The organism is Caldanaerobacter sp., from assembly GCF_049701115.1.
In the GTDB taxonomy this organism is placed as follows: domain Bacteria; phylum Bacillota; class Thermoanaerobacteria; order Thermoanaerobacterales; family Thermoanaerobacteraceae; genus Thermoanaerobacter.
On sequence record NZ_JBNATX010000006.1, the window covers coordinates 1 to 26905 of the forward strand.

The 26905-nt window shown below is 38.0% G+C and carries 24 protein-coding genes and 1 other annotated feature; of the genes, 23 read left to right on the forward strand and 1 reads right to left on the reverse strand.

The window, feature by feature from the left end; genetic code table 11:
* The first annotated feature begins 235 nt into the window (after window positions 1-235).
* From ACPLVE_RS03415 to radA, 11 genes are all read left to right on the forward strand, one after another.
* On the forward strand, window positions 236-1897 hold the full coding sequence (locus tag ACPLVE_RS03415; RefSeq protein ID WP_424609843.1) for a GGDEF domain-containing protein: 1662 nt from the start codon (window positions 236-238) through the stop codon (window positions 1895-1897).
* 114 nt (window positions 1898-2011) lie between these two features.
* A complete protein-coding gene (gene ptsP, locus ACPLVE_RS03420) occupies window positions 2012-3733 on the forward strand; it encodes a phosphoenolpyruvate--protein phosphotransferase (protein ID WP_424609845.1) in 1722 nt (573 codons plus the stop codon).
* Between the two features lie 243 nt (window positions 3734-3976).
* Window positions 3977-6025: an elongation factor G gene (gene fusA / locus ACPLVE_RS03425; protein ID WP_424609847.1), complete on the forward strand. Its 2049-nt coding sequence runs from the start codon at window positions 3977-3979 to the stop codon at window positions 6023-6025.
* 81 nt (window positions 6026-6106) lie between these two features.
* Window positions 6107-7291: an NAD(P)-dependent malic enzyme gene (locus ACPLVE_RS03430; RefSeq protein ID WP_424609848.1), complete on the forward strand. Its 1185-nt coding sequence runs from the start codon at window positions 6107-6109 to the stop codon at window positions 7289-7291.
* An 11-nt stretch (window positions 7292-7302) separates the two neighbouring features.
* Window positions 7303-7494, forward strand: coding sequence for a hypothetical protein (locus ACPLVE_RS03435; RefSeq protein WP_424609849.1), 192 nt, complete (start codon window positions 7303-7305; stop codon window positions 7492-7494).
* A gap of 169 nt (window positions 7495-7663) precedes the next feature.
* A complete protein-coding gene (locus ACPLVE_RS03440; RefSeq protein ID WP_424609851.1) occupies window positions 7664-8128 on the forward strand; it encodes a CtsR family transcriptional regulator in 465 nt (154 codons plus the stop codon).
* A 13-nt stretch (window positions 8129-8141) separates the two neighbouring features.
* The gene (locus ACPLVE_RS03445) at window positions 8142-8657 is read left to right on the forward strand and encodes a UvrB/UvrC motif-containing protein (RefSeq protein WP_424609853.1); all 516 of its coding nucleotides are present in this window, start codon (window positions 8142-8144) and stop codon (window positions 8655-8657) included.
* 8 nt (window positions 8658-8665) lie between these two features.
* The gene (locus tag ACPLVE_RS03450) at window positions 8666-9679 is read left to right on the forward strand and encodes a protein arginine kinase (protein ID WP_424609855.1); all 1014 of its coding nucleotides are present in this window, start codon (window positions 8666-8668) and stop codon (window positions 9677-9679) included.
* 17 nt (window positions 9680-9696) lie between these two features.
* Complete coding sequence (locus ACPLVE_RS03455) at window positions 9697-12147, forward strand: ATP-dependent Clp protease ATP-binding subunit (protein ID WP_424609857.1); 2451 nt, start codon at window positions 9697-9699, stop codon at window positions 12145-12147.
* Between the two features lie 110 nt (window positions 12148-12257).
* Window positions 12258-13517 carry an Nramp family divalent metal transporter gene (locus ACPLVE_RS03460; RefSeq protein ID WP_424609968.1) on the forward strand — a complete coding sequence of 420 codons (1260 nt, stop codon included), beginning with the start codon at window positions 12258-12260 and terminating at the stop codon, window positions 13515-13517.
* A gap of 45 nt (window positions 13518-13562) precedes the next feature.
* Window positions 13563-14909, forward strand: coding sequence for a DNA repair protein RadA (gene radA / locus ACPLVE_RS03465; protein ID WP_424609970.1), 1347 nt, complete (start codon window positions 13563-13565; stop codon window positions 14907-14909).
* Between the two features lie 21 nt (window positions 14910-14930).
* Here radA and ACPLVE_RS03470 read toward each other — a convergent pair whose 3' ends face one another.
* Window positions 14931-15326 (reverse strand): DUF1573 domain-containing protein, encoded by a 396-nt coding sequence (locus ACPLVE_RS03470; protein WP_424609859.1) that lies wholly within the window; start codon window positions 15324-15326, stop codon window positions 14931-14933.
* A 268-nt stretch (window positions 15327-15594) separates the two neighbouring features.
* Here ACPLVE_RS03470 and ACPLVE_RS03475 point away from each other — a divergent pair, with 268 nt between their 5' ends.
* The 12 genes from ACPLVE_RS03475 to ACPLVE_RS03530 all read left to right on the forward strand — a co-directional run bounded on the left by ACPLVE_RS03475 (window position 15595) and on the right by ACPLVE_RS03530 (window position 26861).
* The gene (locus ACPLVE_RS03475; RefSeq protein ID WP_424609860.1) at window positions 15595-16698 is read left to right on the forward strand and encodes a PIN/TRAM domain-containing protein; all 1104 of its coding nucleotides are present in this window, start codon (window positions 15595-15597) and stop codon (window positions 16696-16698) included.
* Between the two features lie 79 nt (window positions 16699-16777).
* Window positions 16778-17461, forward strand: a complete 684-nt coding sequence (ispD, locus tag ACPLVE_RS03480; RefSeq protein WP_424609862.1) for a 2-C-methyl-D-erythritol 4-phosphate cytidylyltransferase — start codon at window positions 16778-16780, stop codon at window positions 17459-17461.
* A gap of 68 nt (window positions 17462-17529) precedes the next feature.
* Window positions 17530-18774 (forward strand): esterase/lipase family protein, encoded by a 1245-nt coding sequence (locus ACPLVE_RS03485; RefSeq protein ID WP_424609864.1) that lies wholly within the window; start codon window positions 17530-17532, stop codon window positions 18772-18774.
* A 1-nt stretch (window position 18775) separates the two neighbouring features.
* Window positions 18776-19255, forward strand: coding sequence for a 2-C-methyl-D-erythritol 2,4-cyclodiphosphate synthase (gene ispF / locus ACPLVE_RS03490; protein WP_424609866.1), 480 nt, complete (start codon window positions 18776-18778; stop codon window positions 19253-19255).
* A 55-nt stretch (window positions 19256-19310) separates the two neighbouring features.
* The gene (locus tag ACPLVE_RS03495) at window positions 19311-21032 is read left to right on the forward strand and encodes a proline--tRNA ligase (RefSeq protein WP_424609868.1); all 1722 of its coding nucleotides are present in this window, start codon (window positions 19311-19313) and stop codon (window positions 21030-21032) included.
* A 102-nt stretch (window positions 21033-21134) separates the two neighbouring features.
* Window positions 21135-21374: a hypothetical protein gene (locus tag ACPLVE_RS03500; protein WP_424609870.1), complete on the forward strand. Its 240-nt coding sequence runs from the start codon at window positions 21135-21137 to the stop codon at window positions 21372-21374.
* Window positions 21375-21453: 79 nt separating this feature from the next.
* The gene (gene gltX / locus ACPLVE_RS03505) at window positions 21454-22911 is read left to right on the forward strand and encodes a glutamate--tRNA ligase (RefSeq protein ID WP_424609871.1); all 1458 of its coding nucleotides are present in this window, start codon (window positions 21454-21456) and stop codon (window positions 22909-22911) included.
* Window positions 22909-23125: a binding site (T-box leader), on the forward strand. (Overlaps the previous gene by 3 nt.)
* 33 nt (window positions 23126-23158) lie before the next feature.
* The gene (gene cysE / locus ACPLVE_RS03510; RefSeq protein ID WP_424609873.1) at window positions 23159-23821 is read left to right on the forward strand and encodes a serine O-acetyltransferase; all 663 of its coding nucleotides are present in this window, start codon (window positions 23159-23161) and stop codon (window positions 23819-23821) included.
* Window positions 23808-25211, forward strand: a complete 1404-nt coding sequence (gene cysS, locus ACPLVE_RS03515; protein ID WP_424609875.1) for a cysteine--tRNA ligase — start codon at window positions 23808-23810, stop codon at window positions 25209-25211. Before cysE ends, cysS begins: the two co-directional genes overlap by 14 nt.
* Window positions 25193-25606: a Mini-ribonuclease 3 gene (locus ACPLVE_RS03520; RefSeq protein ID WP_424609877.1), complete on the forward strand. Its 414-nt coding sequence runs from the start codon at window positions 25193-25195 to the stop codon at window positions 25604-25606. The genes cysS and ACPLVE_RS03520 overlap by 19 nt, the downstream gene beginning before the upstream one ends.
* Window positions 25607-25614: 8 nt before the next feature.
* Window positions 25615-26355 carry a 23S rRNA (guanosine(2251)-2'-O)-methyltransferase RlmB gene (gene rlmB, locus ACPLVE_RS03525; protein ID WP_424609879.1) on the forward strand — a complete coding sequence of 247 codons (741 nt, stop codon included), beginning with the start codon at window positions 25615-25617 and terminating at the stop codon, window positions 26353-26355.
* Window positions 26355-26861, forward strand: a complete 507-nt coding sequence (locus tag ACPLVE_RS03530) for an NYN domain-containing protein (protein WP_424609972.1) — start codon at window positions 26355-26357, stop codon at window positions 26859-26861. The genes rlmB and ACPLVE_RS03530 overlap by 1 nt, the downstream gene beginning before the upstream one ends.
* Window positions 26862-26905 lie beyond the last annotated feature (44 nt).

Here is a 26905-nt window from a genome sequence, read left to right on the forward strand (position 1 = left end):
AAACAAGGAACCCTTCTCATCATAACGGGTTCCCGATATTTTGTCAACAGTCTGAGGTCCCCTTGTCAAAAGGGGACCTAAATTTTTTTACACATGTTACACGGTTCGACATATTGCGATGGGTATTTGTGGTACAATTTCCTCTGACAGAAGTCGTAAACAATTGTAAGCGTAAGAAGGATTTTTAAAATAAATGTAGAATACTTATATAATTCGGAAAAACGAGGGGATTAGTATGGGAAAGTACAGAGAGTACCTTTTCAATACTGCTCTTATCGCTACAGGGGGATTAATTTTTGCTTTTGCACTTTATTACTATGGATTGGGAATAGATTTTAGACTTTTTTTAATATTACTTATATTTGCTATTATCCTGGATAATCTTGGTATAATGTATACAGATATAAAACTTTCTTTAAGCCCGAGTATTGGAATCGCAGCCTTTTTGATTTTTGGTACAGTGGGAGCAGCTACGTTGATGGTGGCCTCTGTAATGTTTGATACTATCGTAATGAGAAGGAAGATAAAAAATGGCTTTTTAAATGGAGCTATGTTTGCGCTGTCTTACCTTCCTGCAGGCTGGTTGTATGAATTTATGGGAGGGAAAATCGGTGATATTTCCATTTCTCAAGCCAAGTACATTTTAGTTTATGTTATTGTAAGTTTTTTAATAAATAATTTTATACTCTACTACGCTCTTAAAGTGCAAGGGAAAATACTATTTAAAGAATACTGGAATGAAAGTGTGCTTTTGGAACTTGGCACATATGTGTTAATGGTACCAGCGGCTATGTTACTTGCTTATGTATATTTTAAGCACAGTTTGCTGTTTTTTATAGTATCTCTTACTCCCCTCATATTTATAGCCTATGTTTTTAGGATGGTGAGGGATTTAATTAAGGCAAACAAAAGGCTAAATGCTATATACGAAATGGTAAAAATGATAAATTCTAAATTGGAGCTTGAACAGATATTGGATACCATAATAGAAGTTGTTTCTCAAGTTGTAGCTGTTTCTGCAGCAGCTATATATTTGACAGATCCTAACGGAATCGCGACTCTAGTTAAAGCCGTCGATGGCAAAGGGAAGGAAGGATTTAGAGAAAGCTATTTTAAAGGTGAGGGATTAGTAGGAAGGGTAATATCTTCTAATAAGATAATTGCAATAAAGAATTTAAAGGAAGATAAAAGCTTGGATAGGGAAAAAATTTTTGCTACTTACGGAAGCTTGATTGCAGCACCGTTAAGAAGTTCTGGAGTGCCTATAGGATGTCTTTTGATATTGCATGTTGAAACTAATGCATTTGATGACGATTCAGTAAAAATCATAGAAATCATTGTAGATCAGGCTTCTGTAGCAATAACAAACGCCAAAAAGTATTACGAAGTAACGAGAAAGTCTATAACTGATCCCCTTACAAAAACTTATAACAGGCGCTACTTTAACGACGCTCTTATGGAAAATATAATGAGAGCAGATGAAAACAATGAACCTGTAAGTCTTATAATGTTTGATTTGGACAATTTTAAGCAGATAAACGACACATACGGGCATTTGATTGGCGATGAGGTGTTAAAAGAAGTGGCAAGGCGCATAAAAAACAATGTGAGGAGCGGTGACATTGTAGCGAGATTTGGCGGAGAAGAATTTGCTGTGATTTTGCCAAAGCTTACAGCAGAGCAAGCCTATATGATCGCAGAAAGAATCAGGACAGAGGTTTCTTCCAAACCTATAAAAACTGAAAAAGGAGACATATACATTACAATAACAGGTGGAGTTGCTGATTATCCGAGTAAAGCTGATTCTGCAGAAAAGCTTGTAAGCCATGCAGATAGAGCTTTATACGCGGGAGGAAAAAGCAAGGGCAGAAATAAAATTGCCATATATGAAGTTTAGAAGCCAGGAATTTTTTCTTGGCTTTTTTGTTTTATCCTTGTGCAAAAGTTTCGCATTGAAGTGAAAACTGTGCTATAATAAACCTTAGAACTAATTTCGGGGAGGTTTTTTTAAATGTTAAAAGGAGTTGCGGCATCACCTGGAATAGCTATAGGTAAAGCTTTTTTGTATACTAAAGAAAAAGTGACAATAAATGTAGAAAAAATTGAAGAATCGAAAGTGGAAGAAGAAATTGCAAAATTTAGAAAGGCTTTAGAAGTTACACAGGAAGAGATAAAGAAAATCAAGGAAAAGGCTTTGGAAGAACTTGGCAAAGAAAAGGCGGAAATTTTTGAAGCGCATTTGATGTTAGCAAGTGACCCCGAACTTATTGAAGGGGTAGAAAACATGATTAAGACAGAGCTTATTACAGCTGATAACGCAGTCAATAAAGTTATAGAGCAAAATGCTTCTGTGATGGAAAGTTTGAATGACGAGTATTTAAAAGAGAGAGCCGTTGACTTAAGGGATGTGGGCAATCGCATAATAGAAAATTTATTGGGGGTAAAAAGTGTCAATCTCTCTGACCTTGAAGAAGAGGTTGTGGTCATTGCGAGAGACCTTACTCCTTCAGATACAGCTACTATGAAGAAAGAAATGGTTTTAGGGTTTGCTACAGACGTGGGGGGAAGGACTTCACATACGGCTATAATGGCTAGGTCTCTTGAGATCCCTGCAGTTGTGGGCTTAGGCAATGTGACTTCTCAGGTCAAAGCCGGGGACCTCGTTATAGTAGACGGATTAGAAGGGGTTGTAATTGTAAATCCTGATGAAAAGACTGTAGAGGACTACAAAAGCAAAAAAGAGAGCTATGAGAAAAAGGTGGAAAGATTAAAGCAGATAAAAGATTTGCCTGCAGAAACACCCGATGGGAAGAAAGTCATGTTGGCAGCAAATATAGGCACTCCTAAAGATGTAGCCTCAGCATTGGCTAATGGAGCAGAGGGAGTAGGGCTTTTTAGGACAGAATTTTTATACATGGATAGAACAAATCTCCCCAGTGAAGAAGAGCAATTTGAAGCTTATAAGGAAGTTGTAGAAAAAATGGGAGGAAGGCCTGTCACTATAAGGACACTGGACATAGGAGGAGACAAAGAGCTTCCTTACCTTGATATGCCAAAAGAGATGAATCCTTTTTTGGGATACAGGGCTATAAGGCTTTGTTTGGATAGACCGGATATTTTCAAGACTCAATTAAGGGCTATTTTAAGAGCAAGCGCTTATGGAAATGTACAGATAATGTATCCCATGATTTCATCTATAGAGGAAGTGAGAAAGGCGAACTCTATTTTAGAAGAGGTAAAAGCTGAGCTTGATAGAGAAGGAGTAAAATACGATAAGGAGATAAAAGTGGGAATAATGGTAGAAATTCCTTCTGCGGCTTTGACTGCAGATATTCTTGCTAAGGAAGTAGATTTCTTCAGCATAGGGACTAATGACCTAACCCAGTACACCCTTGCAGTCGACAGGATGAACGAACACGTAAAGGAATACTATCAGCCTTTCCATCCGGCTATTTTGCGACTTGTAAAGATGGTAATTGACGCCGCCCATAAAGAAGGGAAATTTGCCGCTATGTGCGGTGAGATGGCTGGAGATCCTCTTGCAGCTGTCATTCTTTTGGGGTTGGGGTTGGACGAATTTTCCATGAGCGCAACTTCCATACCGGAGATTAAGAACATAATAAGAAATGTGGAGTATGAAAAAGCAAAAGAAATTGCAGAAAAAGCCTTGAATATGTCGGAAGCGAGAGAAATAGAGGGAATGATGAAGGATGTGATAAGAGACATTGCCTGAGTCTCTGGCTTTGCAAGAGATTCAGACTGTTGACAAAATAAAGAAGTGGCATTTTGTGTGTAAATGCGACTTACAAGCATTAACACAAAATGCCACTTAAATAAGAAGGACTTTGTCAATAAACTATCTCTGGCTCTGCCGGAGATTTTTTATTAAAAAATTATCAAAAAAATAAAGGAAAATCTCAAAATGTATAGAATAATAAATATTAAAGACTATTTGCTTAAGAACAGGGGGATAATTATGAAGGATTACAAAACTAGCCAAATAAGGAATGTAGGATTAGTTTCCCATGGGGGAGCTGGAAAAACTACACTGGCAGAAGCACTTCTTTTTACCACAAAGGCTATCGATAGAATGGGAAGAGTAGAGAATGGCACAACGGTTTCCGATTACGACCCAGAGGAGATTGCGAGACAGATTTCTATTTCTACTTCTGTAATTCCTATTGAATGGAAAGACTTTAAAATTAACATATTAGACATGCCGGGGTATTTTGACTTCTACGGGGAAGTGATGAGTGGTTTGAGGGTTTCAGACAGCGTAGTGATACCTGTGTGCGCCGCATCAGGAGTAGAGGTTGGAACAGAGAAAGTCTTTGACCTAGCTAAAAAGAATAAATTGCCTATCATGTTTTTTGTAAACAAGATGGATAGAGAAAATGCAGATTTCTTCAAGACGTTAGACCAGTTAAGAGAGAAGTTCGGGAATAGAGTAATCCCTTTGGCATTTCCTATAGGGAAAGAGCAAAGCTTTACAGGATATGTTGACGTTATTACTCAGAAGGCATACGTTTACGATGATAAAGGTGTGAAAGAGACCGATATCCCTGCCGATTTAGTGGATAAAGTGCTGTCTGCCAGAGAAGAGTTAATTGAAAATATTGCTGAAAACGATGAAAGTTTGATGGAAAAGTATTTTAGTGGTGAGGAGTTTACTTTAGAGGAAATTAAAGAGGGGATAAAAGCTGGCGTTAGAATGGGAGATTTAATGCCGGTTTTCTGTGGTTCTAGTCTTAAAAATATAGGGGTAGATAATTTACTTAATGCGATAATAGAGTTTTTGCCCTCACCTTTAGAGGTTGAAAGAGAGGGGGAAAAGGTCAAAGAAGAAGGGCCTCTTTCTTTAATAGTTTTTAAAACGATAGCAGACCCTTATGTAGGAAGACTTTCAATATTCAAAGTAGTCTCTGGGATTTTGAAGCCAGATACAGTCCTTTTTAATACTAATAAGAAGGTTCAAGAAAAAATTTCACAGATATTCTTTTTAAGAGGGAAAAAGCAAATACCCGTTTCTCAGGTAGTTGCTGGAGATATAGGAGCAGTATCTAAGCTACAGGTTACTCTCACAGGAGATACTTTGTGCGACCCATCTAATCCTGTGGTTCTCCCGTCCATCGAATTTCCCGTTCCTAATCTGGCTTTAGCAATTGAACCGAAGTCTAAGGGAGATGAAGAAAAGATAAGCAATGGGCTTCAAAGGCTACAGGAAGAAGATCCTACTTTTAAAGTAGAGAAAAATCTTGAAACGGGGCAAGTGATAGTTTACGGAATGGGTGAACAGCACATTGAAGTGATTTCTAAAAAGCTTTCGAGTAAATTCGGTGTAGAATGCACTCTCTCTGACCCTATTGTTCCTTACAGAGAGACAATAAAAGGTAAAGTTAAAGTTGAAGGTAAACACAAAAAGCAGACGGGTGGACATGGTCAGTACGGGCACGTATGGATAGAGTTTGAACCAAATCCTAACAGCGAATTTGAGTTTGAGGACAAGATTTTTGGCGGAGCGGTTCCCAAGCAGTACATCCCAGCAGTAGAAAAGGGTTTGAGGGAGAGCATGAAAGAAGGAGTGCTGGCTAGATACCCCGTTGTTAATATTAAAGCTACACTGGTGGACGGGTCTTATCATCCAGTAGACTCTTCAGAGTTGGCTTTTAAGATTGCAGCCTCTATTGCGTTTAAAAAAGGTATGGAGCAAGCAAATCCGGTGCTTTTAGAACCTATAATGAGAGTAGAAGTGGTGGTTCCTGAAGAATATATGGGAGACATCATAGGGGACCTGAACAAGAGAAGAGGGCGAATACTTGGAATGGAAGCTCACGGAGGGATGGAGATAATCACGGCAGAAGTGCCTTTAGCAGAGATGAACAGATATGCCACGGATTTGCGGTCTTTAACACAGGCAAGAGGAGATTTTAAGATGACTTTTGCGAGATATGAAGAGGCTCCACCTAACGTGGCACAAAAAATAATAGAAGAGAGAAAGAAGTTAAAAGAAAAGGAAGAAGCCTGAAGCCTGCTTGATCAGGCTTCTTTTTTCTTGAAAGAAAATAAGGTATAATATAAGAAAACCCTTTTTATCAAGGAGGATTTTATGGACTTAAGGGAGGAAGCCTTGAGGTTACATAGAAAAAACAAGGGGAAAATAGAAGTTGTAAGTAAGATACCTGTAGAAAGCGAAACAGACCTTTCTTTGGCTTATACTCCTTATGTAGCAGAGCCCTGCAAAGAAATTAGCAGGAATAAGGAGCTAGTCTATGAATATACTGTGAAGGAACGTATAGTCGCAGTAGTTACTGACGGTTCTGCAGTATTGGGGCTTGGAAATATAGGACCTTATGCAGCACTTCCTGTTATGGAAGGCAAGGCAGTTTTGTTTAAAGAGTTTGGAGGAATTGATGCCATTCCGATATGTCTTGCTACTCAAGATGTAGATGAAATAATAAAAACGGTCTTCAACATAGCTCCAGCGTTTGGAGGGATTAACCTTGAGGATATTTCTGCTCCTCGTTGTTTTGAAATAGAGAAAAGACTCGATGAAATGCTGGATATACCTGTGTTCCATGATGACCAGCATGGGACAGCTATAGTGACTTTTGCTGCTTTGGTGAATGCCCTGAAAATTGTAAAAAAATTTCTCACTGAAATTGTAGTAGTGGTAAATGGAGCTGGAGCAGCAGGTATTGCCATTTCTAAATTTTTAATTGATTCCGGAGTAAAAGATGTAATAGTTTGTGACAGGAGTGGCATCATATATGAAGGAAGAGAAGGCTTAGACCCTTCAAAGCAGGAGATTGCAAAGATTACTAACAAGAAAAAAGTTAAGGGAACTTTGAAGGAAGCTTTAGAAGGTGCTGATGTTTTCATAGGAGTGTCGGGCCCCAATCTTTTGACAAAGGAAATGATAAGGAGGATGAATAAAAAGCCAATTGTATTTGCTTTAGCTAATCCTGTGCCCGAAATATATCCAGATGAAGCAAAGGAAGCAGGGGCTTACGTGGTGGGGACGGGCAGATCAGATTTTCCCAACCAAGTCAATAATGTACTGGCTTTTCCCGGTGTCTTTAAAGGGGCATTGAGAGTGAGAGCCACTACCATAAACAAAAGCATGAAGCTTAAAGCAGCTTATGCTATAGCTAATACTGTTTTGGAGGATGAGCTCTCTTGCGATTATATACTGCCAAAGCCTTTTGATAAGAGAGTAGTTGAAAATGTCGCTGAAGCTGTGGCAAAAGAAGCAGTTAGTACGGGCGTTTCTAAAATTAATAGATTTGATTAGAGGTGTTGGATATGAAAAGAAGTCAAAGATTTTTCAAAGGCAAACTTTATAAATCACTTCGTTCAGGATTTTTTGAAGAAGAGGTCTATGAGGTTACGAACAAAAAAAACATAAGGAATAAAAACAGTCTTTCTAACCTCTTAAGCCAGGAAGAAGACCAAGAAGTTCTGAACGAAGGAGAAGAAAACTATGAAAATGAATGAAAATTGAAGAAAATTTTAGATTTATAGAGATATTTTTATTAACCTATGAAAAACTTAGTAAAAATGGCTTGTTTTAAGTTAAAAAACAAATTGACGAGAAAGAAGAAAAGTGAAAAAATATAACTGAAAGTCAAAGAAAGTCAAAGTAAAATACACGAGAAATGTGGTGATGAGTATGGCACGGCTTAGTGACTTAATTGAGAATTTTATCAAAGAGTTAATGGAAGAAGCAGGCAAACATTATGTGGAGATACAGAGGAATGAATTAGCAAATGTTTTTAACTGTGCGCCATCACAAATAAACTATGTTTTAGAGACGCGCTTTACCATAGATAAGGGTTATATAATAGAGAGTAAAAGAGGTGGCGGTGGCTATATAAAGATATATAAGACTTCTGTTTCAAATAACTGGATAAATCAAATTATTGAAAGTGTAGGAGATAGCATCTCTGAAAGTAAAGCAAAGTACTATATTGATGCGCTTTTAGATCATAATTTTATAACCCAAAGGGAAGCTCGTTTGATGAAAGTAGTGATGAACGATAAGGTTCTTCCTTTTTCACAGGAAGAGAAAAATGCTCTAAGGGCAGTACTTCTGAAGGCTTTTTTAATGGAAATTGCCCGCCACAAGTAAAGGAGGGATTTTTATGATGTGTGATAAATGCAAAATAAGGCCTGCTACCGTTCACTACACAAAGATAGTGAATGGTGTGAAGACAGAGATGCATCTTTGCGAGCAATGTGCTGCTGAAGAGGGAATTTTGAATACAGAAGTTTTTGCTAGTTTTACACCTTTTTCAGTGCAAAATCTTCTTTCTGGGTTGATGGATTTTCTCCCTGGAATGGAGGAGTTTGAAAAGAAGCCCCTAAGATGCGATCGCTGTGGAATGACTTATGAAGACTTCAAAAAAATAGGGAGATTGGGTTGCAGTCATTGTTATACGGCTTTTGCAGAAGAATTAAACCCACTCATGCGTAGAATACACGGTAGCACCGAGCACAGAGGGAAAATTCCTAAAAAAGCTGGAGGTAAAATGAGGGTTAGAAGAAAGATTGAGGAATTGAGGCAACAGCTTGAAAAGGCTATAAAAGAGGAGGCTTATGAAAAAGCAGCAGAGATTAGAGATAAAATCAAGGAATTGGAGAAAGAACTAGGAAAGTAGGTGGTAACATGATACAATATGATAAAGACGTGGTGTTATCTAGTCGAATAAGATTAGCTCGCAATATTAAAGATATTTCTTTTCCGACAATAATGACGGAAGAAGAGGGTAGGAAAGTCATTGAGCTTGCCAGAAAAGCCATATTAGGTAGCAATACTATACTATCTACGCAATTTACAGAATATGAAATGAGAAAATTGACTCCTTTAGATAGACAGGCACTGGTTGAAAAGCACCTTATAAGTCCAGATCTTTCCCAGAATATAAAGACAGGTTACGTTCTTATAAAAGACGACAATACTGTAAGCATCATGGTAAATGAAGAAGACCATTTGAGGATACAGTGCATTCTTCAAGGATTTAGACTGGACGAGAGCTGGGATATGGCAGATAAGATTGATGATTTGATCGAAGAGACGATTGACTACGCTTATGACGAAAAGATAGGGTATTTAACTTCGTGTCCTACAAATGTGGGAACAGGAATAAGAGCCTCAGTTATGGTTCATCTTCCCGCTCTAACGATAACTGGTCAAATAAGCAATATTTTAAATTCTGTTTCGAAAATAGGAATGGCTGTAAGAGGAATATATGGAGAAGGTACGCAGGCTTTGGGAGATATATATCAAATTTCTAATCAGGTTACTCTAGGGCAGAGCGAAATAGAAATAATAGAAAATATTAAAGGGGTTGCCAAACAAATAATTTCCAGTGAGAGGAAAGCCAGAGAAGAACTTTATAAAAAACAAAGGATACAGATAGAAGATAGAGTAGGAAGGGCTTTTGGTATTCTTTCAAATGCTAAGGTAATGTCTACTAATGAATATATGAAGTTGATGTCTGATGTGAGGTTAGGCATTGTGCTGGGGATAATAGATGTAGATTTAGATGTTCTTGATAGGCTTACCACCCAGATCCAGCCTGCTAATCTTCAGAAAATTTATGGTCAGCCTCTTGACCCCTATGAAAGAGATGTTAAAAGAGCCGAATACGTGTCCCGACAGCTTTACAAAAAACAATAACTTTAGGAGGTGTTAGTATGGCTATGTTTGGTAGATTTACGGAAAGAGCCCAAAAAGCTCTTTATTTGGCTCAAGAGGAAGCGAGGTCTTTTTATCATAACTATGTCGGAACAGAGCACATCCTGTTAGGGCTCCTTAAAGAGGATGAAGGGATTGCTGCAAGGGTTTTAAAAAAATTGGGTGTTACTTATGAGGCTACACGGGAAAAGGTGCTTTCTTTGATTGGGATGGGCAATGTTCCCGGAGATGTAGTAGGTTATACCCCAAGGGCAAAGAGGGTTTTAGAGCTGAGTTTGAGTGAGGCAAGGAGATTTAATACAAGTTACGTAGGTACGGAGCATATTTTGCTCGGGCTTTTAAGAGAGGGAGAAGGAGTTGCCGTAAGGATTTTGATGGAACAGGGAATAGATTTTAACAGGGTAAGAGAAGAAATTGTAAAGATGTTGAATGAAGAACCGGCAGCTGGTCCTTCTAAAGTTTCGAAGACTAAAAGTACAAATACTCCCACTCTCAATCAATTTGGAAGGGATTTGACAGACCTTGCAAGAGATGGAAAGCTTGATCCTGTGATAGGAAGAGAAAAAGAAATTGAAAGAGTTATCCAGATTTTGAGTAGAAGAACGAAAAACAATCCGGTTCTCATTGGAGAGCCAGGAGTAGGTAAAACTGCTATTGTTGAAGGGTTGGCGCAAAAGATTGTGGAAGGAGAAGTACCTGAGATACTTAAAGACAAAAGAGTAGTGACCCTGGATCTGGCTTCTATAGTTGCCGGTACGAAATATAGAGGAGAATTCGAGGACAGACTAAAGACTATTATAAACGAAGTTATAAAAGCAGGCAATGTCATACTTTTTGTAGATGAGATGCACACCTTAATAGGTGCTGGGGCTGCCGAAGGTGCAATAGATGCTTCTAATATCTTAAAACCTGCTTTAGCAAGAGGGGAAATTCAGGTGATTGGAGCTACTACATTGGACGAATACAGGAAATATGTGGAAAGGGATCCGGCACTGGAGAGAAGGTTCCAGCCCATAATGGTGGAAGAGCCTACTGTAGAAGAGACGATTGAAATACTTAAAGGGTTAAGAGATAAATACGAAGCCCACCACAGAGTTAAAATTACTGATGAGGCATTGGAAGCAGCAGCAAAACTTTCCCACAGGTATATTACGGATAGATTCCTGCCAGATAAAGCAATTGATTTAATAGATGAAGCTGCTTCTCGTGTTAGGTTAAAGACTGTAACGGCTCCTCCAGAAATAAAGGAGTTGGAGGATAAAATCAACGACCTCATAAAGGAAAAAGAAGAGGCTATAAGGACTCAAGAGTATGAAAAGGCTGCAAAAATAAGGGATGAAGAGCAAAAATTGAGAGAACAATTAGAAGAATTGAAGGCTAAATGGCAACAGAACTCTCTTTCTGAAGAAAAAAGCGTTGGTCCAGAAGAAATAGCGCAAGTTGTATCTATGTGGACTGGGATTCCTGTAAAAAAATTAGCGGAGGAAGAGTCAGAAAGGCTCTTGCACTTGGAAGAAATATTGCATGAGAGAGTAATAGGGCAGGATGAAGCAGTAGAAGCCGTAGCAAAGGCGATAAGAAGGGCGAGGGTAGGGCTTAAGGACCCGAAGAGACCTATAGGTTCCTTCATATTTCTGGGTCCTACAGGTGTAGGTAAAACAGAGCTTTCAAAGGCTCTGGCAGAAGCTTTATTTGGTGATGAAAATGCCATGATAAGATTGGACATGTCAGAGTACATGGAAAGGCATACAGTTTCAAAGCTCATAGGTTCTCCACCTGGTTACGTAGGCTTTGAAGAGGGAGGACAGCTTACAGAAAAGGTTAGGAGAAGACCTTACACAGTCATACTTTTGGATGAAATAGAAAAGGCACATCCAGATGTGTTCAACATATTATTACAAATATTAGAAGACGGAAGACTGACCGACTCTAAGGGAAGGACAGTGGATTTTAAAAACACGGTAATAATCATGACATCCAACGTAGGAGCAGAATTATTGAAGAAGCAGACTACGCTTGGATTTATGCCACAGGATAAAGAAGATAAAGCTTCTTTTGAGAAGATTAAAGAGACGCTTATGGCAGAGCTTAGAAAAACTTTCAGACCCGAGTTTTTGAACAGGGTAGACGAGATAATAGTCTTCCATCCGCTCTCAAAAGAGCATATTGAAAAGATTGCCGATATAATGATAAAGGAGCTCAATAAGCGGCTTGAGGAGAACAACATTAAGCTTGAGTTTACTCCAGAAGCTAAAGAAGAGATAATCAAGCAGGGTTATGACCCCAACTACGGTGCAAGGCCTTTAAGAAGAGTTATACAGAGAATTGTAGAAAATCAGCTGTCTGAGTTGATGCTTCAGGGAGAAGTCAAACCAGGGGATGAGCTTATTGTAACTGCTGAAGACGGTAAAATAAAATTTGTTAAAAAAGATGTGGTAGAAAAGGCTTAGTCAAAAAAGGCTAGGCCTTTATTTTTATTTTCACAAGAACAAAGGAAGTAGCATACTTTTAATAGAGTGAGGGAATGCGCTTTTTGGATTTGGAGGGGATGAAATTGGAGATGAGGGAATTTACACCTTATAGAAGAAATAAATTATATTCTTCCATTGGGTTTAAAAAATTCTTACAATACGCAGGTCCTGCTTTTATTGTCAGTGTAGCTTATGTAGATCCAGGAAATTTCGCAACAAATATAAGTGGAGGTTCTCTTTTTGGATATAAATTAATATGGGTTATACTTTGGAGCAATGTAATAGCTATATTTTTGCAGATACAGTCTGCAAAGCTCGGTATTGCTACGGGTCGTAATTTGCCTGAGATGTGTAGTGTGATGTTTTCAAGAAAGTGGAATTGGTTTTTGTGGATAATGGCAGAGCTGGCAGCTATGGCTACGGACCTTGCAGAATTTTTGGGAGCTACTTTAGGACTTTATCTTCTTTTTAAGATTCCTATGGGATATGCAGCTTTATTGACTGGGGTGGTCACGTTTGTCATAGTATATGTGGAAAAATATGGTCAAAAGCTGGTGGAGTTAATTATTTCTACACTGGTTGGGATAATAAGCCTTGCTTATGCTTTTGAGCTTTTTATCGCAAAGCCGGATTGGGGAAGGGTTTTTTATCACACCATGGTTCCCTCTATTCCAAATAAAGATGCTATGCTTATTGCTGTTGGGGTCCTAGGCGCAACTGTCATGCCTCACGTCATATATCTTCATTCTCAATTAGTGCAGTACAGAAACAATGAGGGTTGTGAAGAAGCCAAAAAAGAGCACTTAAGGATGGAGAAAATAGACATATTTGTAGCTATGAATGTAGCCTTTATAATAAATGCGGCTATACTTATAGTATCAGCGGCAGTTTTTTATAAAAACGGCATTGTAATCGAGTCTATAGAAGAAGCTCATAAAACATTAGAGCCGCTATTAGGAACTTTGTCTAGTTGGGCCTTTGGCATCGCGCTTTTAGCGTCAGGTTTTTCTTCCTCGGCAGTGGGAACTATGGCAGGGCAAACGATAATGAAAGGGTTTGTAGGGTTTAATGTTCCGCTCAATTTAAGAAGACTTATTACAATGATTCCAGCTATCACAATAATTATTTTAGGAATAGACCCTTTAAAAAGTCTTATTATAAGCCAAGTGGTGTTAAGTTTTGAGTTGCCTATGGCTATTATTCCTCTTCTTTTGATTACGTCTAACAGAAAGTTTATGGGGGAATTTACGAATACTTTTTTAGAAAAGACAGCGGGAATTCTAGTTGCTTTTTTTGTAATTGGATTGAACATATTGCTTCTTTATTTCACTTTAAATGGGAGTGCATAAATGGTATAATTTAGACGAGCAGACTTTTTGAAAGATGGTGACAAGATGAAAAAGAGTGCTACAAAATTTGTATGTAGGGAATGTGGATTTGAAAGCAGTAAATGGCTTGGGAGATGTCCTAATTGTGGAAGTTGGAACTCTTTTGAAGAAGAGATTGTTTTGGATTCAAAAGAAAAAAGGGTCATGAACAAGAGTGGCAAAAGTTTTCATTTGATAAGAGAAATTGCTTCTTCCGAGGAAAACAGAATAAAGACAGGGATCGAAGAATTTGATAGGGTATTGGGGGGAGGTATCGTAAGAGGGTCACTCGTATTGATAGGAGGTGACCCGGGCATAGGTAAATCTACTCTTTTGCTTCAGGTAGCAGGGAATGTTTCGGAAAGATTCACGGTTTTATATGTTTCAGGAGAAGAATCTCCCCAGCAAATTAAAATGAGAGCCGATAGGATTCTGAAAGACAAGCAGGATTTGTATCTTTTGTGCGAGACAAATATAGATGTAATAGAGGAAAAGATTGAAGAATTACAGCCAGATTTTGTAATAGTTGATTCTATTCAAACGATGTATACGGAGGAAAGTGAGACGGTGCCTGGGAGTATTTCTCAGGTAAGATATTCTTCTCAAAAACTCATGGCGCTCGCAAAAGAAAAGAATATAAGCATTTTTTTGATAGGGCATGTGACGAAAGAAGGGGCTATTGCTGGTCCTAAAGTGTTGGAACACATGGTGGATACGGTTTTGTATTTGGAGGGGGATTCCAGCCATTCTTTCAGGATTTTGAGAGCAGTTAAGAATAGGTTTGGAGCTACGCACGAGATAGGAGTTTTCGAGATGCAGGATAATGGACTTGAGGAGATTCGCAATCCTTCAGAGTTTATCCTTATAAGCAGGCCTAAAGGGGTTCCGGGTACCGCGATTGTTTCTTCACTCCAGGGTACTAGACCTATTTTAATGGAGGTTCAGGCGCTTTTGAGCCATAGTTCTTTTGGAATGCCCAGAAGAATGGCGACAGGTTTTGACTATAACAGATTCATCCTGCTTATTGCTGTAATGGAAAAAAGGTTAGGACTTAATTTTTCGAATTTCGATGCATATGTGAACGTGGCAGGTGGTATAAAAATCCAGGAACCTGCGGCAGACCTAGGAGTCGTAGCTTCATTGCTTTCTTTGTATTATGATAAGCCTCTTCCAGAGGATATCTGTTTTATTGGAGAAGTGGGTTTAGCAGGAGAGGTTAGAGGTGTGGGGAGTATCGATAAAAGAATTAATGAGGCGAAAAAAATGGGTTTTTCAAAGGTTTTTGTGCCTTCTATGAGAGTCAAAGAAGAGGGAATTGAGGTTTTAAAAGTCAAAGACATAAGAGAAGTAATGGAATTTATAAGGAAATTATAAAAGCGCCGTAAAAGGCGCTTCTTACAACATATTGAAAATTCCCAGGGTATTTAATTCTTTGTGTTTTTTAAGAAGTATGTCGTAGAAATTAAGGCCTAATACATTACACAAAGCTATTATGTAGAAGATGTTATTGCCTATTTCGGTTTCTAAAACTTCTTTACAGTTTTCACAAAGCTGACCTTCTACGTGGGTTTTGAAGTATTTACGCGCATCTTCCAGGGTGGCATCAGGAGGAGTTTCCTGTTTACTAGCATTTATCCTTATGCAACCGCATTCGGTTACGGATTTTGCTACTGCTCTATTTATCCTAGCACTGCTTTCTTGGATTTTTGTGAGGATATCTATTATACTTCTATGGCGTAAAAGATATTCATCTACTGTGTTTTGGAGATCGTCCACGATAATGTCTTTCATTTTCGTCCACTCCCGTTCTTTTTAGGTTTTTCTTGATTTTATTATAGACTTAAAGAAGCTTTATGTCAATATTTAGAATGGCATTTCATAGTATTAATTGCAATTTTAATCATTTGTCACCTAACACATAAATTGACAATTGCTCCTCATAAGTAGTATACTGAAGGTAAGCCCTTTGTTATTCAGATAAAAATTTTGGAAAAAATTTTTCCAGTTTGCTTATAATATTTTTAAAATTAGCCAATAATATAAAATGGGAGGTGAAACGGTGTTTTATAAAATTTCAAGAGGAATTATAGGTATATTAGGATTAGCGCTGGGGTTTGAATTTGTCAAATTCATCCTGAGCTTGAATGTAGTTCAAACCCTTATGCCGGCTAAACTGCCTTATATGACTACCTTGGTGATATATGGGGTAGGAACTTTAGCAGGCGGAATCATATTTTATATAATATCGCCTATTTTCATAAAGTGGGGAAGGGATTTTGAACAGTGGCTTGAAACCAAGTTGCAAAATATGCCGATTGACGAAATTTTAATAGGAGCCTTTGGACTTATAATAGGGCTCATAGTAGCTAATTTATTAAGCGCTCCTCTTTATTCGATTTTGGTGGTTGGGAAAATTGTGCCAATACTCTTAAATTTATTTCTTGGCTATTTGGGAATAAGGATTTCTCTCAAGAAAAAAGAAGAACTTTTAAATGTTTTTTCTTTTATGAAAAAGTTGGGACCACAGAAGGGCAACAAAAATGAATATGCCGGCATACCGAAAATTTTAGATACCAGCGTCATTATAGATGGGAGAATATTTGACATATGCAAAACTGGTTTTATAGAGGGCCCCCTTATAATACCTTCTTTTGTTTTAGAAGAGCTAAGGCATATCGCCGATTCTTCTGATACTCTCAAAAGAAATAGAGGGAGAAGGGGATTAGATGTTTTAAACAGGATACAAAATGAGCTCAATATAAAAGTAGAAATAGTTGACAAACACATAGACGCGGCAGAAGTAGATACTAAGCTTCTGAAATTGGCTCAAATGATGAAAGGGAAAATAATAACAAATGATTATAACTTAAATAAAGTAGCAGAATTTCACAGGGTGCCCGTGCTTAATATAAATGAGCTTTCAAATGCAGTAAAACCTATTGTCCTTCCTGGAGAGGAAATGGTAGTTCAAATAATCAAAGAGGGTAAAGAGGCAGGCCAGGGGGTAGGATATTTAGATGATGGTACCATGATTGTAGTAGATGGAGGGAAAAAATATATAGGAAGCACTATTGAAGTAGTAGTAACGAGTGTATTACAGACAGCAGCAGGAAGGATGATATTTGCGAAGCCAAAACAAGCAGAACAAGAAAAGGCGATTTGACACAGGGTTTCCTGTGTTTTTTTGTTTTAAAAATGGTATAATTGGGATGTGGATTATAATTTTTAAGAGGGATAAGAAAATGAAGGTGAGCGCAATAGTATTAGCTGCTGGGAAAAGTACAAGGATGAACAAAGGCTTGAACAAAGTTTATCTTACGATTGCTGGTAAGCCAGTAGTTTACTACTCTATCAAAACTTTTGATGAAGTGGAGTGGATAAAAGAGATAATAGTGGTTGTCTCTACAGAGGAGTTAGGGTACTTTACTGAGAATGTACTGAGAAAATTTCATTGGCGCAAGCCTATAAAAGTTGTGGAAGGAGGAGAAGAAAGACAGCATTCCGTTTACAATGGGCTTAATGCAGTAGGTGATGATTGTGAAATCGTGGCTATTCACGATGGAGCAAGGCCTTTGGTTAGCAAAGAGGTCATATTGAGGGCTATAAAAGAAGCATATATTTACAAAGCGGCCGTGGTAGGTGTTCCTGTTAAAGATACGATAAAAATGGTGGATCAAGATAATTTTATTTTGGATACTCCTGAAAGGAGAATTTTGTGGGCTGTTCAAACTCCTCAGGTATTTGAAAAAGGGCTTATTATAAGAGCCCATAAAATGGCTTTTGAAGAGGGATATGTGGGTACGGATGACAGTGTGCTTGTAGAAAGAATGGGTGTTAGAGTGAAAATGGTGGAGGGAGATTACAAAAACATTAAAATAACTACTCCTGAGGACTTGGTTATCGCAGAACTTTTTTTAAAAAAATAACCTTTTGTGATTTTCCTCATATAATTTAATAGGTCTTTTACCTATTAAATTATATGAGGGTGGTATATATGGGGAATCCTGTAGTTTTTTTACACGGAATTTTCGGTTCCATTTTTACCCCTACTCCTTTAGGTAAAATCTGGAGTTTTGGACCTGCTTTTTATGCATATGGGCCTTTTATAGAAGAGCTAGGAAAACTTGGTTTTGTGGAAAACAAGAATTTGTTCGTAAGTTATTATGAGTGGTGGGAAAGAATACCTGATGTTGTTGACAGGCTTATACTTGCTATAGACGAAGCGAAGGCAAAGACAGGAAAAAACAAAGTGGACCTTTTGTGTCACAGTATGGGAGGACTTTTAGCTAGAAGCTATATCCAGAGTGATAAGTACCGCGACGATGTGGATAAGCTGATACTTTTGGGTACGCCTAATCTCGGAGCTGCCAATGCTTATTATGGATGGGAAGGAGGAACAGTGCCGCCCGATGATGATGACCTCGTGAATATGCTTTTTAAAGGTTTTTTGTGGATTTTTTCTAAGATAAAAGGAGAAAAGGACGCTGTCACTATAATAAGGAAGTACATTCCTTCTGTAAAGGAATTAATGCCATCAAAGGGGTATGGCAATTATATTTTTATGTATTCTGATAAAGGGGAAAGAATTCTTTTTAAAGATATAGAACATATGAAGGTGATCAACGATTTTCTCAACGACTTAAATGAAAAAGCAGATGTCCTTTATGAGAGGGTGAAAGAGATTTATCTTGTTGCAGGGGAGGGAGTTTACACCAATAAGTTTATTCAGGTAGAAAAAACGGAAAATGATGTTATATGGCCAGATGGGAAGCCTGTAGGGGTTATAAGAGATTGGAAGGGGGATGGGACGGTTTTAGAAAAGAGCGCTTTAGGGATAGAGGGGAAAGAAATTGTTTTAAATACGAGTCATATAGGGCTTTTAAAGGACTCGATCCCGTATTTGGGTGAAATCTTGGGTGTCAGAGAAAAACCTTCCCCATCTTTTTTAGAAAAAGCTGTATCTTATCTTAGTGTTATTACAGATAAAAAAATTGTAGTCCTTGACAGGAATAAGCGGATGAAAAGTTATGATGTATTTGGGAAGTATAACTGGCATATATGTTTTGAACCTAAAGGGGTATATAAGCTTACAGTTAGGGATGTAGGGTTAGCAGAATTTTATATCAATACTCCTAAGAAATCTATAGAAAAAAGAATTAGATTTTCACGGCTTCCTAGGGGAAAAGCATTGACCCTAGAGGTGGATGAGGAAGGCAATTTCACCATAGAGGGGGAATAAGATGAGAATAGGAATAGGGTATGACGTTCATAGGTTGGAGGAAGGTAAAAAGTTGGTTATAGGTGGAGTAGAAGTTCCTTTTGATAAAGGATTAAAGGGGCATTCAGATGGGGATGTGCTTATTCATGCTTTGATTGACGCTATTTTAGGAGCTGCAGGCCTGGGAGATATTGGGGAACATTTTCCTGATACTGACCCAGCTTATAAAGGGATAGACAGCAAGTTACTCTTAAAAAAGACAATGGAATTAGTAGTTTCACGGTATAATATCAGTAATGTCGATTGTGTAATTGTTGCAGAAAAACCTAGGCTCTCTCCTTATAAGGGGAAAATTAAGACAAGCCTTGCGCAACTTATGGGAATAGGTGAAGATAGGATTAATATCAAAGCAAAAACAGAAGAAGGTTTAGGGTTTACAGGAAAAGAAGAAGGGATAAAGGCTTATGCTGTAGTGTTGCTGGAGGAAAGAGTATTGACATAGAGCTTTTCATAAAATACAATCTATTTAAAAATCTTGTACATAGGAGGTAAGACTTGTGAAACTGTCACAATTGCTGATTCCAACGCTAAGAGAAGTTCCTGCTGATGCTGAGATTCCAAGTCATGTTTTAATGTTAAAAGCAGGCTTGATGAGGAAATTAGCGGCAGGCATATATATCTATCTGCCTTTGGGGAAAAGGGTATTAAAAAAAGTAGAAGAAATAGTAAGAGAAGAGATGGACAGAGAAGGAAGTCAAGAAGTCTTGATGTCCGCTTTAATTCCAGCAGAACTTTTTAAGGAGACAGGAAGATGGGATGTTTTTGGACCTGAAATGTTCAAGTTAAAAGACAGAAATGACAGAGATTTTTGTTTGGGACCAACTCACGAGGAGGTCTTCACAGACCTTATAAGAAATGAGGTGAAATCTTACAGGCAGCTTCCTTTAATACTATATCAAATTCAGACCAAATTTAGAGATGAAAGGCGTCCCCGCTTTGGTGTGATGAGAAGTAGGGAATTTATAATGAAAGATGCTTATAGTTTTGATGCGGATTGGGAAGGACTTGATGCTTCTTTTAATAAGATGTACAGGGCCTATAGTAGGATATTTGACAGATGTGGGCTTAACTACCTCGTAGTAGAAGCAGACCCCGGTGCCATGGGAGGACGGGATTCCAAGGAATTCATGGTTATATCAAGTGTTGGAGAAGCAGTGATAGCTTACTGTGAAAGTTGCGGCTATGCTGCTAATGAGGAAAAAGCAGAATGTCTAGTAGAGGCTCAAGAGGAGGAATTGCGTGAAGTTGAGAAGGTTTATACTCCTAATGTGAGAAGCATAGAGGAATTAGTGAAGTTTTTGGGGATTTCTCCTGATAAGTTTGTAAAAACGCTCATATACAAGGCTAAAGGGAAACTGGTAGCGGTTTTGGTAAGAGGAGATAGGGACGTAAACGAAACTAAACTTTTAAATGTGTTGGGGTTAAGAGAAGAAGAACTGGAGCTTGCTGATGCAGAGTCCGTAGAAAAAGTTACAGGAGCAAAAGTAGGTTTTGCTGGACCCATAGGGCTAAAAGGGGATGTACTTCTCCTTGTGGACAGTGAAATACCTTTGCTTAGAAACTTTATAGTGGGCGCGAATGAGACGGATTATCACATAAAAAATGTAAACTATAGTAGGGATTTTAAGGCCGATATTGTAGCGGATATAAAAAATGTAGTGGAAGGAGATAGATGCCCTAGATGCGGTGCTCCCCTTAAAATTGCCAGAGGAATTGAGGTTGGTCATATTTTTAAGTTAGGGACTAAATACAGTGAAGCATTGGGCGCTACTTACATGGATGAGGAAGGGAATGAAAAACCGATTGTAATGGGGTGTTACGGAATAGGGATAAATCGAACTGTAGCTGCAATCATTGAACAGCATCACGATGAAAAGGGTATAATATGGCCTATGAGTGTTGCACCTTATCATGTTATTATAGTGCCCGTGAATGTATCGGATGAAGAACAAAAGCGAGTTGCAGAGGATATATACGCCAGGTTGTTGGAAGAAAGAGTGGAAGTTTTGATTGATGATAGGGATGTAAGAGCAGGAGTAAAATTTAATGATGCTGACCTTATAGGGATACCTATAAGGGTTACTGTTGGTAAAAAAGTGAAAGAAGGGATTGTAGAAATAAAATTAAGAGATAAAGAGGAGATAGAGGAGGTCAGGGTTGAAAAAGTAGTGGGGAGAATAAAGGAAATCATAGAAGAAAAATTAAGGGAGCTTTCATAGCTCTCTTAATTTTACATTTATGTAGAGATATTCTTTGCTGAATAAAACACCTCTATAGTGAAAAAATATTTGTTAAAAGATTCATAAAGTGAGGTGAAAGATATGTCATTATACATTGTAGGTATAAGCGTGGATAATAGAAGTGAATTTGGGATTAAAGTTCAGGAGATTCTTACAAAACATGCGGAAAACATAGTGGCCCGATTTGGTATACATGATTTTCAAAACAAAAGTGGGATTATAACCTTAAATGTCAGGGGAGATGAAAAATTCATGGAAGAGCTAAGCGAAGAGCTTACTGCTATTCCTACGGTTACTGTAAAGTATATGACCTTAAAGTAAAATTGATCCTTTATCTATTAAATTGGGGCAAAATCTGTTATAATTAAATCAAACCAGAAATCAGGATGGAGTGACAGGAATGAAAGAACTAAGGGTAAGATTTGCTCCAAGCCCTACAGGACCGATACACATAGGGAATATTAGAACTGCTCTTTTTAATTATCTCTTTTCAAGAAGTGAAGGGGCTACTTTTGTTTTGAGGATTGAGGATACTGATTTAGAGAGGTCTTCTAAGGAATTTGAAGAGCTTATTTTTAAAGAGCTTAAGTGGTTAGGCATAGAATGGGACGAGGGACCTGACAGACCAGGTCCCTATGGCCCTTACAGGCAGAGTGAAAGGCTTAAAATTTATCATGAGTTTGCTCAAAAACTTATTGAGGAAAAAAAGGCTTATAGATGTTACTGTACTCCAGAGGAATTAGAGGAAGACAGGAAAAAGGCCATAGAGAGAGGAGAAATTCCCCGTTATTCTGGAAGGTGTAGATACCTTACAAAAGAGCAGGAAGAGGCCTTTATAAGAGAAGGAAGAAAGCCTGTTATAAGGTTTATGGTGCCGGATGATGAAGTTATAGAGTTTGAAGACCTGATTAAGGGAAAGATAACGATAAAAAGCGACACTTTGGGTGGAGACATGGTGATTATAAAATCTGACGGAATGCCTACTTATAATTTTGCTGTGGTAATTGACGATGCTTTGATGAAGATTACACATGTAATAAGAGGAGAAGACCATATATATAACACCCCAAAGCAGATTTTAATATATAAGGCTTTGGGGTTTGAGGTGCCACAGTTTGCTCATGCTCCTTTGATTTTAGGACCTGACAGGACTAAGCTTTCCAAACGGCATGGACATACCTACATAGGTCAGTATAGGGAATTGGGATACCTACCGGAAGCTATGTTTAATTTCCTGTCTCTTTTAAGCTGGTATCCTGAGGATAACGTGGAGTTGATGACGAAAGAGGAGATAATAAAAAAGTTTAACTTTAAAAGAATTCACAAATCTAATCCTGTATTTGATATTGAAAAACTAAACTGGATGAACCAGCAGTATATACAGAAAAGCCCCATTGAAAGGATTGTAGATCTTTCAATTCCTCATCTTAGAAAAGCAGGCTACATTGACGAAATAGATGAGTTGAGGTATAATTGGCTAAAGAATGTTGTGGCTCTTTACAAAGATGGGCTGTCCTACGTAGCTCAAATTGTAGAGGTAGCGAAAACTTTCTTTGTGGAAGAAGTAAACTATACAGAAGAGATGATAGAATTTTTGAAAAACCAGGCTTCCTTTAAAGTTTTAAAAGGATTTAAAGTTTATTTAGAAAGCCAAGATGAGGTTCTGGAAGAAGATGTGATTGGATGGATGAAAAAGGCTCAGAAAGATTTAGGTATAAAAGGTAAAGAGTTTTTCATGCCTATAAGAATAGCTGTAACTGGAGAAGAACATGGGCCAGATCTTGTAAAGATGATTGTGCTTTTAGGTAAAGATAAAATAGTAAAAAGGCTTGATAGGGTTTTAAATTTAATAATGTAAAAGGCGATGAAGAGAAGAGTATTATGGCAAAGGCCTTCCAGAGAGGAGCCATCGTAGGCTGGAAGTGGCTCTAAGGACCTGCCATAAGAAGTGCGTCTTGGAGCTTGTATCCCTGAAGTTTTAGTAGGGGGTTACCGGCATATGCCGTTATCTTAAATGAGAGGAGCTTTATGCTCAAGCAGAGTGGAACCGCGGGACCCCCCTCGTCTCTGAGATGAGGGGGTAATTTTTTAAGGAGGTGTTTTCGATGTTTAAAACTTTAAAAGAGGATATCGAAGTAGTTTTTGAAAGAGATCCTGCGGCAAAAAGTGTTCTGGAAGTTTTGCTGTGCTATCCCGGGCTTCACGCTATAATACTTCACAGAATTGCCCATTATTTTCATAAAAAAGGCTTTATATTGTTACCCAGATTGATTTCTCATATAAATCGTTTTTTGACAGGTATTGAAATACATCCGGGAGCCAAGATTGGACGTAGGTTTTTCATAGATCATGGCATGGGAGTTGTAATAGGGGAGACTACAGAAATTGGAGACAATGTGACGATATATCAGGGGGTAACTTTAGGAGGAACTGGTAAAGAAAAAGGAAAAAGGCACCCTACTATAAAGGATAACGTAGTGATAGGAAGTGGCGCTAAGGTTTTGGGGCCTATTGTTGTAGGAGAAAATTCAAAGATAGGTGCTGGAGCCGTGGTGTTGAAAGATGTGCCTCCCAACAGTACTGTAGTTGGGGTTCCTGCAAAGTGTGTTAAAAGGGACAATATCCGCATAGCAAAATCTTATGAAGTGGACCTGGAACATAGTAAACTTCCTGACCCGGTAGAAGAAGAACTGAGGAGATTAAGAGAAAGGATAGAAAGGCTTGAAAAAATTTTAATAGAAGGGGATGAGCAGGATGAAGCTGTATAATACCATGACGAGAACTAAAGAAGAATTTGTGCCACTAAAAGACAAAGTGGTAAACATGTACGTTTGCGGACCTACAGTTTATAACTACATCCATATAGGTAATGCAAGAGCTTTTATCGTCTTTGATACTGTAAGAAGGTATTTAGAATATAAAGGTTATACAGTAAATTACGTCCAAAATTTTACAGATATTGACGACAAGATAATAAACAGAGCAAAAGAAGAAAATACCACGGAAAAGGCCATAGCAGAAAGATTTATAGAGGAGTATTTTAAGGACGCAGATGCTCTCGGGATAAAAAGAGCTACAGTTCATCCGAAGGCTACAGACCACATAGCCGATATAATTGAATTCATAAAAATATTGATTGATAAGGGATATGCATATGTTGTAGATGGTAATGTGTATTTTGAGACGGCGAAATTTAAAGACTATGGAAAACTTTCTAAGAAAAACATAGAAGAGCTTATGGCAGGAGCGAGGGTGGAGATTGACGAAAAAAAGAAAAATCCTCTGGATTTTGCCCTTTGGAAAGCTCAAAAGCCTGGAGAACCTGCTTGGGATAGCCCTTGGGGTAAGGGTAGACCTGGTTGGCATATTGAGTGCTCTGTCATGTCTACAAAGTATTTGGGGAAAACCCTGGACATCCACGCAGGAGGACCAGATTTGATTTTCCCTCACCATGAAAATGAAATAGCTCAAAGTGAAGCAGCTTATGATCAGCCATTTTCTAAGTACTGGATGCATATAGGGTATTTAAATGTAAACAATGAAAAAATGTCAAAGTCGAAAGGCAATTTTTTTACAGTAAGGGAGCTGACAGAAAAGTATGACCCTGAAGTTTTGAGGCTTTTCATGCTTATGGCCCATTACAGGAGTCCTATAAACTTTAGCCTTGAACTTTTAGACCAGGCGAAATCCGCCTATGAAAGGCTTACCAATACCGTTGTCAATTTAAAATATTTGACAAATATTACTATTGATAGGGAATTAACTGATGAAGAAAAAAAATTAATTGCCAAATTTGATGAATATAAAAAGCAGTTTGAAGAGGCTATGGATGACGACTTCAATACGGCAGATGCTATTTCAGTACTTTTTGAGATGGCTAAGACTGCCAATGCAAATTTAAGTGGAAATTCTTCGAAGAAATTGGTAGAATATATTTTGGAGATGTTTTTAAAACTTTCTGATGTTTTGGGACTTTCTTACAAAAGTGCTAAATTAGAGATTGAGGACGAAGAAATTTTAAAGCTTATAGAGGAAAGGCAAAAAGCAAGAAAAGAAAAGAATTGGAAACTAGCCGATGAAATAAGGGATAAATTAAAAGAGAAGGGTATAATTTTGGAGGACACACCAGAGGGTGTAAGATGGAGAAGGATAAAATGATTTCTTTAAAAGGGAAGGGGGTTTCTAATCTTTCCCCCCTTGTTTTAGCTTTTATCGGTGATGCGGTTTACAGCCTTTATGTCAGGACAAAGATTATAGAAAGAGGAGATAAAAAATTAGCTATATTAAATGAAGAGGCGGTGAAGTATGTAAAAGCTTCTTCGCAGGCTAAATCTCTTGAAAAAATCTATGACTTTCTCACTGAGGAAGAAAAAGAAATTGTGAGGAGAGGAAGAAATGCTAAAACTTCTACGGTCCCAAAAGGTTCGAGTGTAAGAGAATACAGGTATGCAACTGCTTTTGAAGCATTGGTTGGGTACTTATACCTTCTTGAGAGATTAGACAGGCTTTATTTTCTCTTGCAACTCGCTATGGAGTATTCAGAGGATGGGTGAAGCTAATTATGAAGGATGATATTATATACGGAAGAAATCCTGTTATGGAGGCTATAAAGAGTGGAAAAGAGATAGAAAAGATATATGTGTCTAAAAATGCTGGTGGGAATATTTCAAAGATAATCGCAATGGCGAAAGAGTCTGGAATAGTTGTTTCTACTGCAGATAGTGATACTTTAAAAAGGTTAGCAAATACCTCTAATCATCAAGGAATAGTTGCGGTAGGAGCTTTGTATCAATATTTTGAGCTCGAAGATATTTTGGATTATCCAGAAAAGAAGGGGGAAAAGCCCTTTTTGCTGATTTTGGATGGTATAACCGATCCTCATAACATGGGAGCTATAATAAGGAGTGCCGAGGCCTTCGGAGTTCATGGCGTTATAATTCCCAAGAGGCGTTCTGTGGGAATAAATGCCACAGTAGTGAAAGCTTCTGCCGGTGCAGTGGAGCACATAAAAGTAGCGAAGGTATCTAACATTAACGGTGCTATTAAAAAGCTTAAAGAAAGAGGAATTTGGATTGTGGGAAGTGATGTTCAAGCTGAAAAAAATTTTGAAGAGCTCGATTACGATTTTCCTCTGGCATTGGTAATTGGTAGCGAAGGAGAAGGCATTTCTCGATTGGTATTAGAAAACTGCGATTTTATAGTAAAGATACCCATGAAAGGGAAGATCAATTCTCTTAATGCCTCTGTTGCGGCTTCTATTTTGATGTACGGGATTTTATCAAAAAGACAAGGTAAGGCGTGATGGTCTTGTACATGCTGGTGGACGGTTATAATGTAATAAACAATTGGCAGGTTCTCAAGGATATTGCAAAAAAAAGCCTGGAGGATGCTAGGGACAAATTAATAGATTTACTGGCTGATTTTAAAGGTTATACAGGAATAAATATAATACTGGTTTTTGACGCTATGTACGTAAAAGGAAGCTTAGAAAAGCATGAAGAAATAAACGGCATTGAGGTGGTATATACAAAAGAAGGTGAATCGGCAGACCACTTCATAGAATCGAAGGTAGTAGAGCTTGTAAAACGAGAAGAAGTAGTGGTGGTTAGCTCTGACTGGATTGTACAGCAGGTGATAATGGCCCATGGGGCTATCAGGATGTCTGCCAGAGAATTTTATGAGGAAATGAACAAGTATATAGAAAAACATAAAAAGGAGTATATGAATACTTTTTACAAAAATAGTTTGGAAAATAGGTTGGATGAAGAAACAGTGAAAAAACTCAGGCGAATGAGGGAAAATCAGTAAAATTAGCTTGACTACCTTTGCCAGTGTAATGTATAATTATAACG

Bases quoted from the DNA above. Each gene is read 5' to 3' on its own strand.
- ACPLVE_RS03430 (WP_424609848.1), top strand. From the start codon at position 6,107: ATGGACTTAAGGGAGGAAGCCTTGAGGTTACATAGAAAAAACAAGGGG.
- ACPLVE_RS03520 (WP_424609877.1), top strand. From the start codon at position 25,193: ATGGAGAAGGATAAAATGATTTCTTTAAAAGGGAAGGGGGTTTCTAAT.
- fusA (WP_424609847.1), top strand. From the start codon at position 3,977: ATGAAGGATTACAAAACTAGCCAAATAAGGAATGTAGGATTAGTTTCC.
- ptsP (WP_424609845.1), top strand. From the start codon at position 2,012: ATGTTAAAAGGAGTTGCGGCATCACCTGGAATAGCTATAGGTAAAGCT.
- ACPLVE_RS03435 (WP_424609849.1), top strand. From the start codon at position 7,303: ATGAAAAGAAGTCAAAGATTTTTCAAAGGCAAACTTTATAAATCACTT.
- ispF (WP_424609866.1), top strand. From the start codon at position 18,776: ATGAGAATAGGAATAGGGTATGACGTTCATAGGTTGGAGGAAGGTAAA.
- ACPLVE_RS03530 (WP_424609972.1), top strand. From the start codon at position 26,355: ATGGTCTTGTACATGCTGGTGGACGGTTATAATGTAATAAACAATTGG.
- ACPLVE_RS03470 (WP_424609859.1), bottom strand. From the start codon at position 15,326: ATGAAAGACATTATCGTGGACGATCTCCAAAACACAGTAGATGAATAT.
- ACPLVE_RS03485 (WP_424609864.1), top strand. From the start codon at position 17,530: ATGGGGAATCCTGTAGTTTTTTTACACGGAATTTTCGGTTCCATTTTT.
- ispD (WP_424609862.1), top strand. From the start codon at position 16,778: ATGAAGGTGAGCGCAATAGTATTAGCTGCTGGGAAAAGTACAAGGATG.
- rlmB (WP_424609879.1), top strand. From the start codon at position 25,615: ATGAAGGATGATATTATATACGGAAGAAATCCTGTTATGGAGGCTATA.
- radA (WP_424609970.1), top strand. From the start codon at position 13,563: ATGAAAAAGAGTGCTACAAAATTTGTATGTAGGGAATGTGGATTTGAA.
- ACPLVE_RS03455 (WP_424609857.1), top strand. From the start codon at position 9,697: ATGGCTATGTTTGGTAGATTTACGGAAAGAGCCCAAAAAGCTCTTTAT.
- ACPLVE_RS03460 (WP_424609968.1), top strand. From the start codon at position 12,258: ATGAGGGAATTTACACCTTATAGAAGAAATAAATTATATTCTTCCATT.
- gltX (WP_424609871.1), top strand. From the start codon at position 21,454: ATGAAAGAACTAAGGGTAAGATTTGCTCCAAGCCCTACAGGACCGATA.
- ACPLVE_RS03440 (WP_424609851.1), top strand. From the start codon at position 7,664: ATGAGTATGGCACGGCTTAGTGACTTAATTGAGAATTTTATCAAAGAG.
- ACPLVE_RS03445 (WP_424609853.1), top strand. From the start codon at position 8,142: ATGATGTGTGATAAATGCAAAATAAGGCCTGCTACCGTTCACTACACA.
- ACPLVE_RS03450 (WP_424609855.1), top strand. From the start codon at position 8,666: ATGATACAATATGATAAAGACGTGGTGTTATCTAGTCGAATAAGATTA.
- cysS (WP_424609875.1), top strand. From the start codon at position 23,808: ATGAAGCTGTATAATACCATGACGAGAACTAAAGAAGAATTTGTGCCA.
- ACPLVE_RS03500 (WP_424609870.1), top strand. From the start codon at position 21,135: ATGTCATTATACATTGTAGGTATAAGCGTGGATAATAGAAGTGAATTT.
- cysE (WP_424609873.1), top strand. From the start codon at position 23,159: ATGTTTAAAACTTTAAAAGAGGATATCGAAGTAGTTTTTGAAAGAGAT.
- ACPLVE_RS03415 (WP_424609843.1), top strand. From the start codon at position 236: ATGGGAAAGTACAGAGAGTACCTTTTCAATACTGCTCTTATCGCTACA.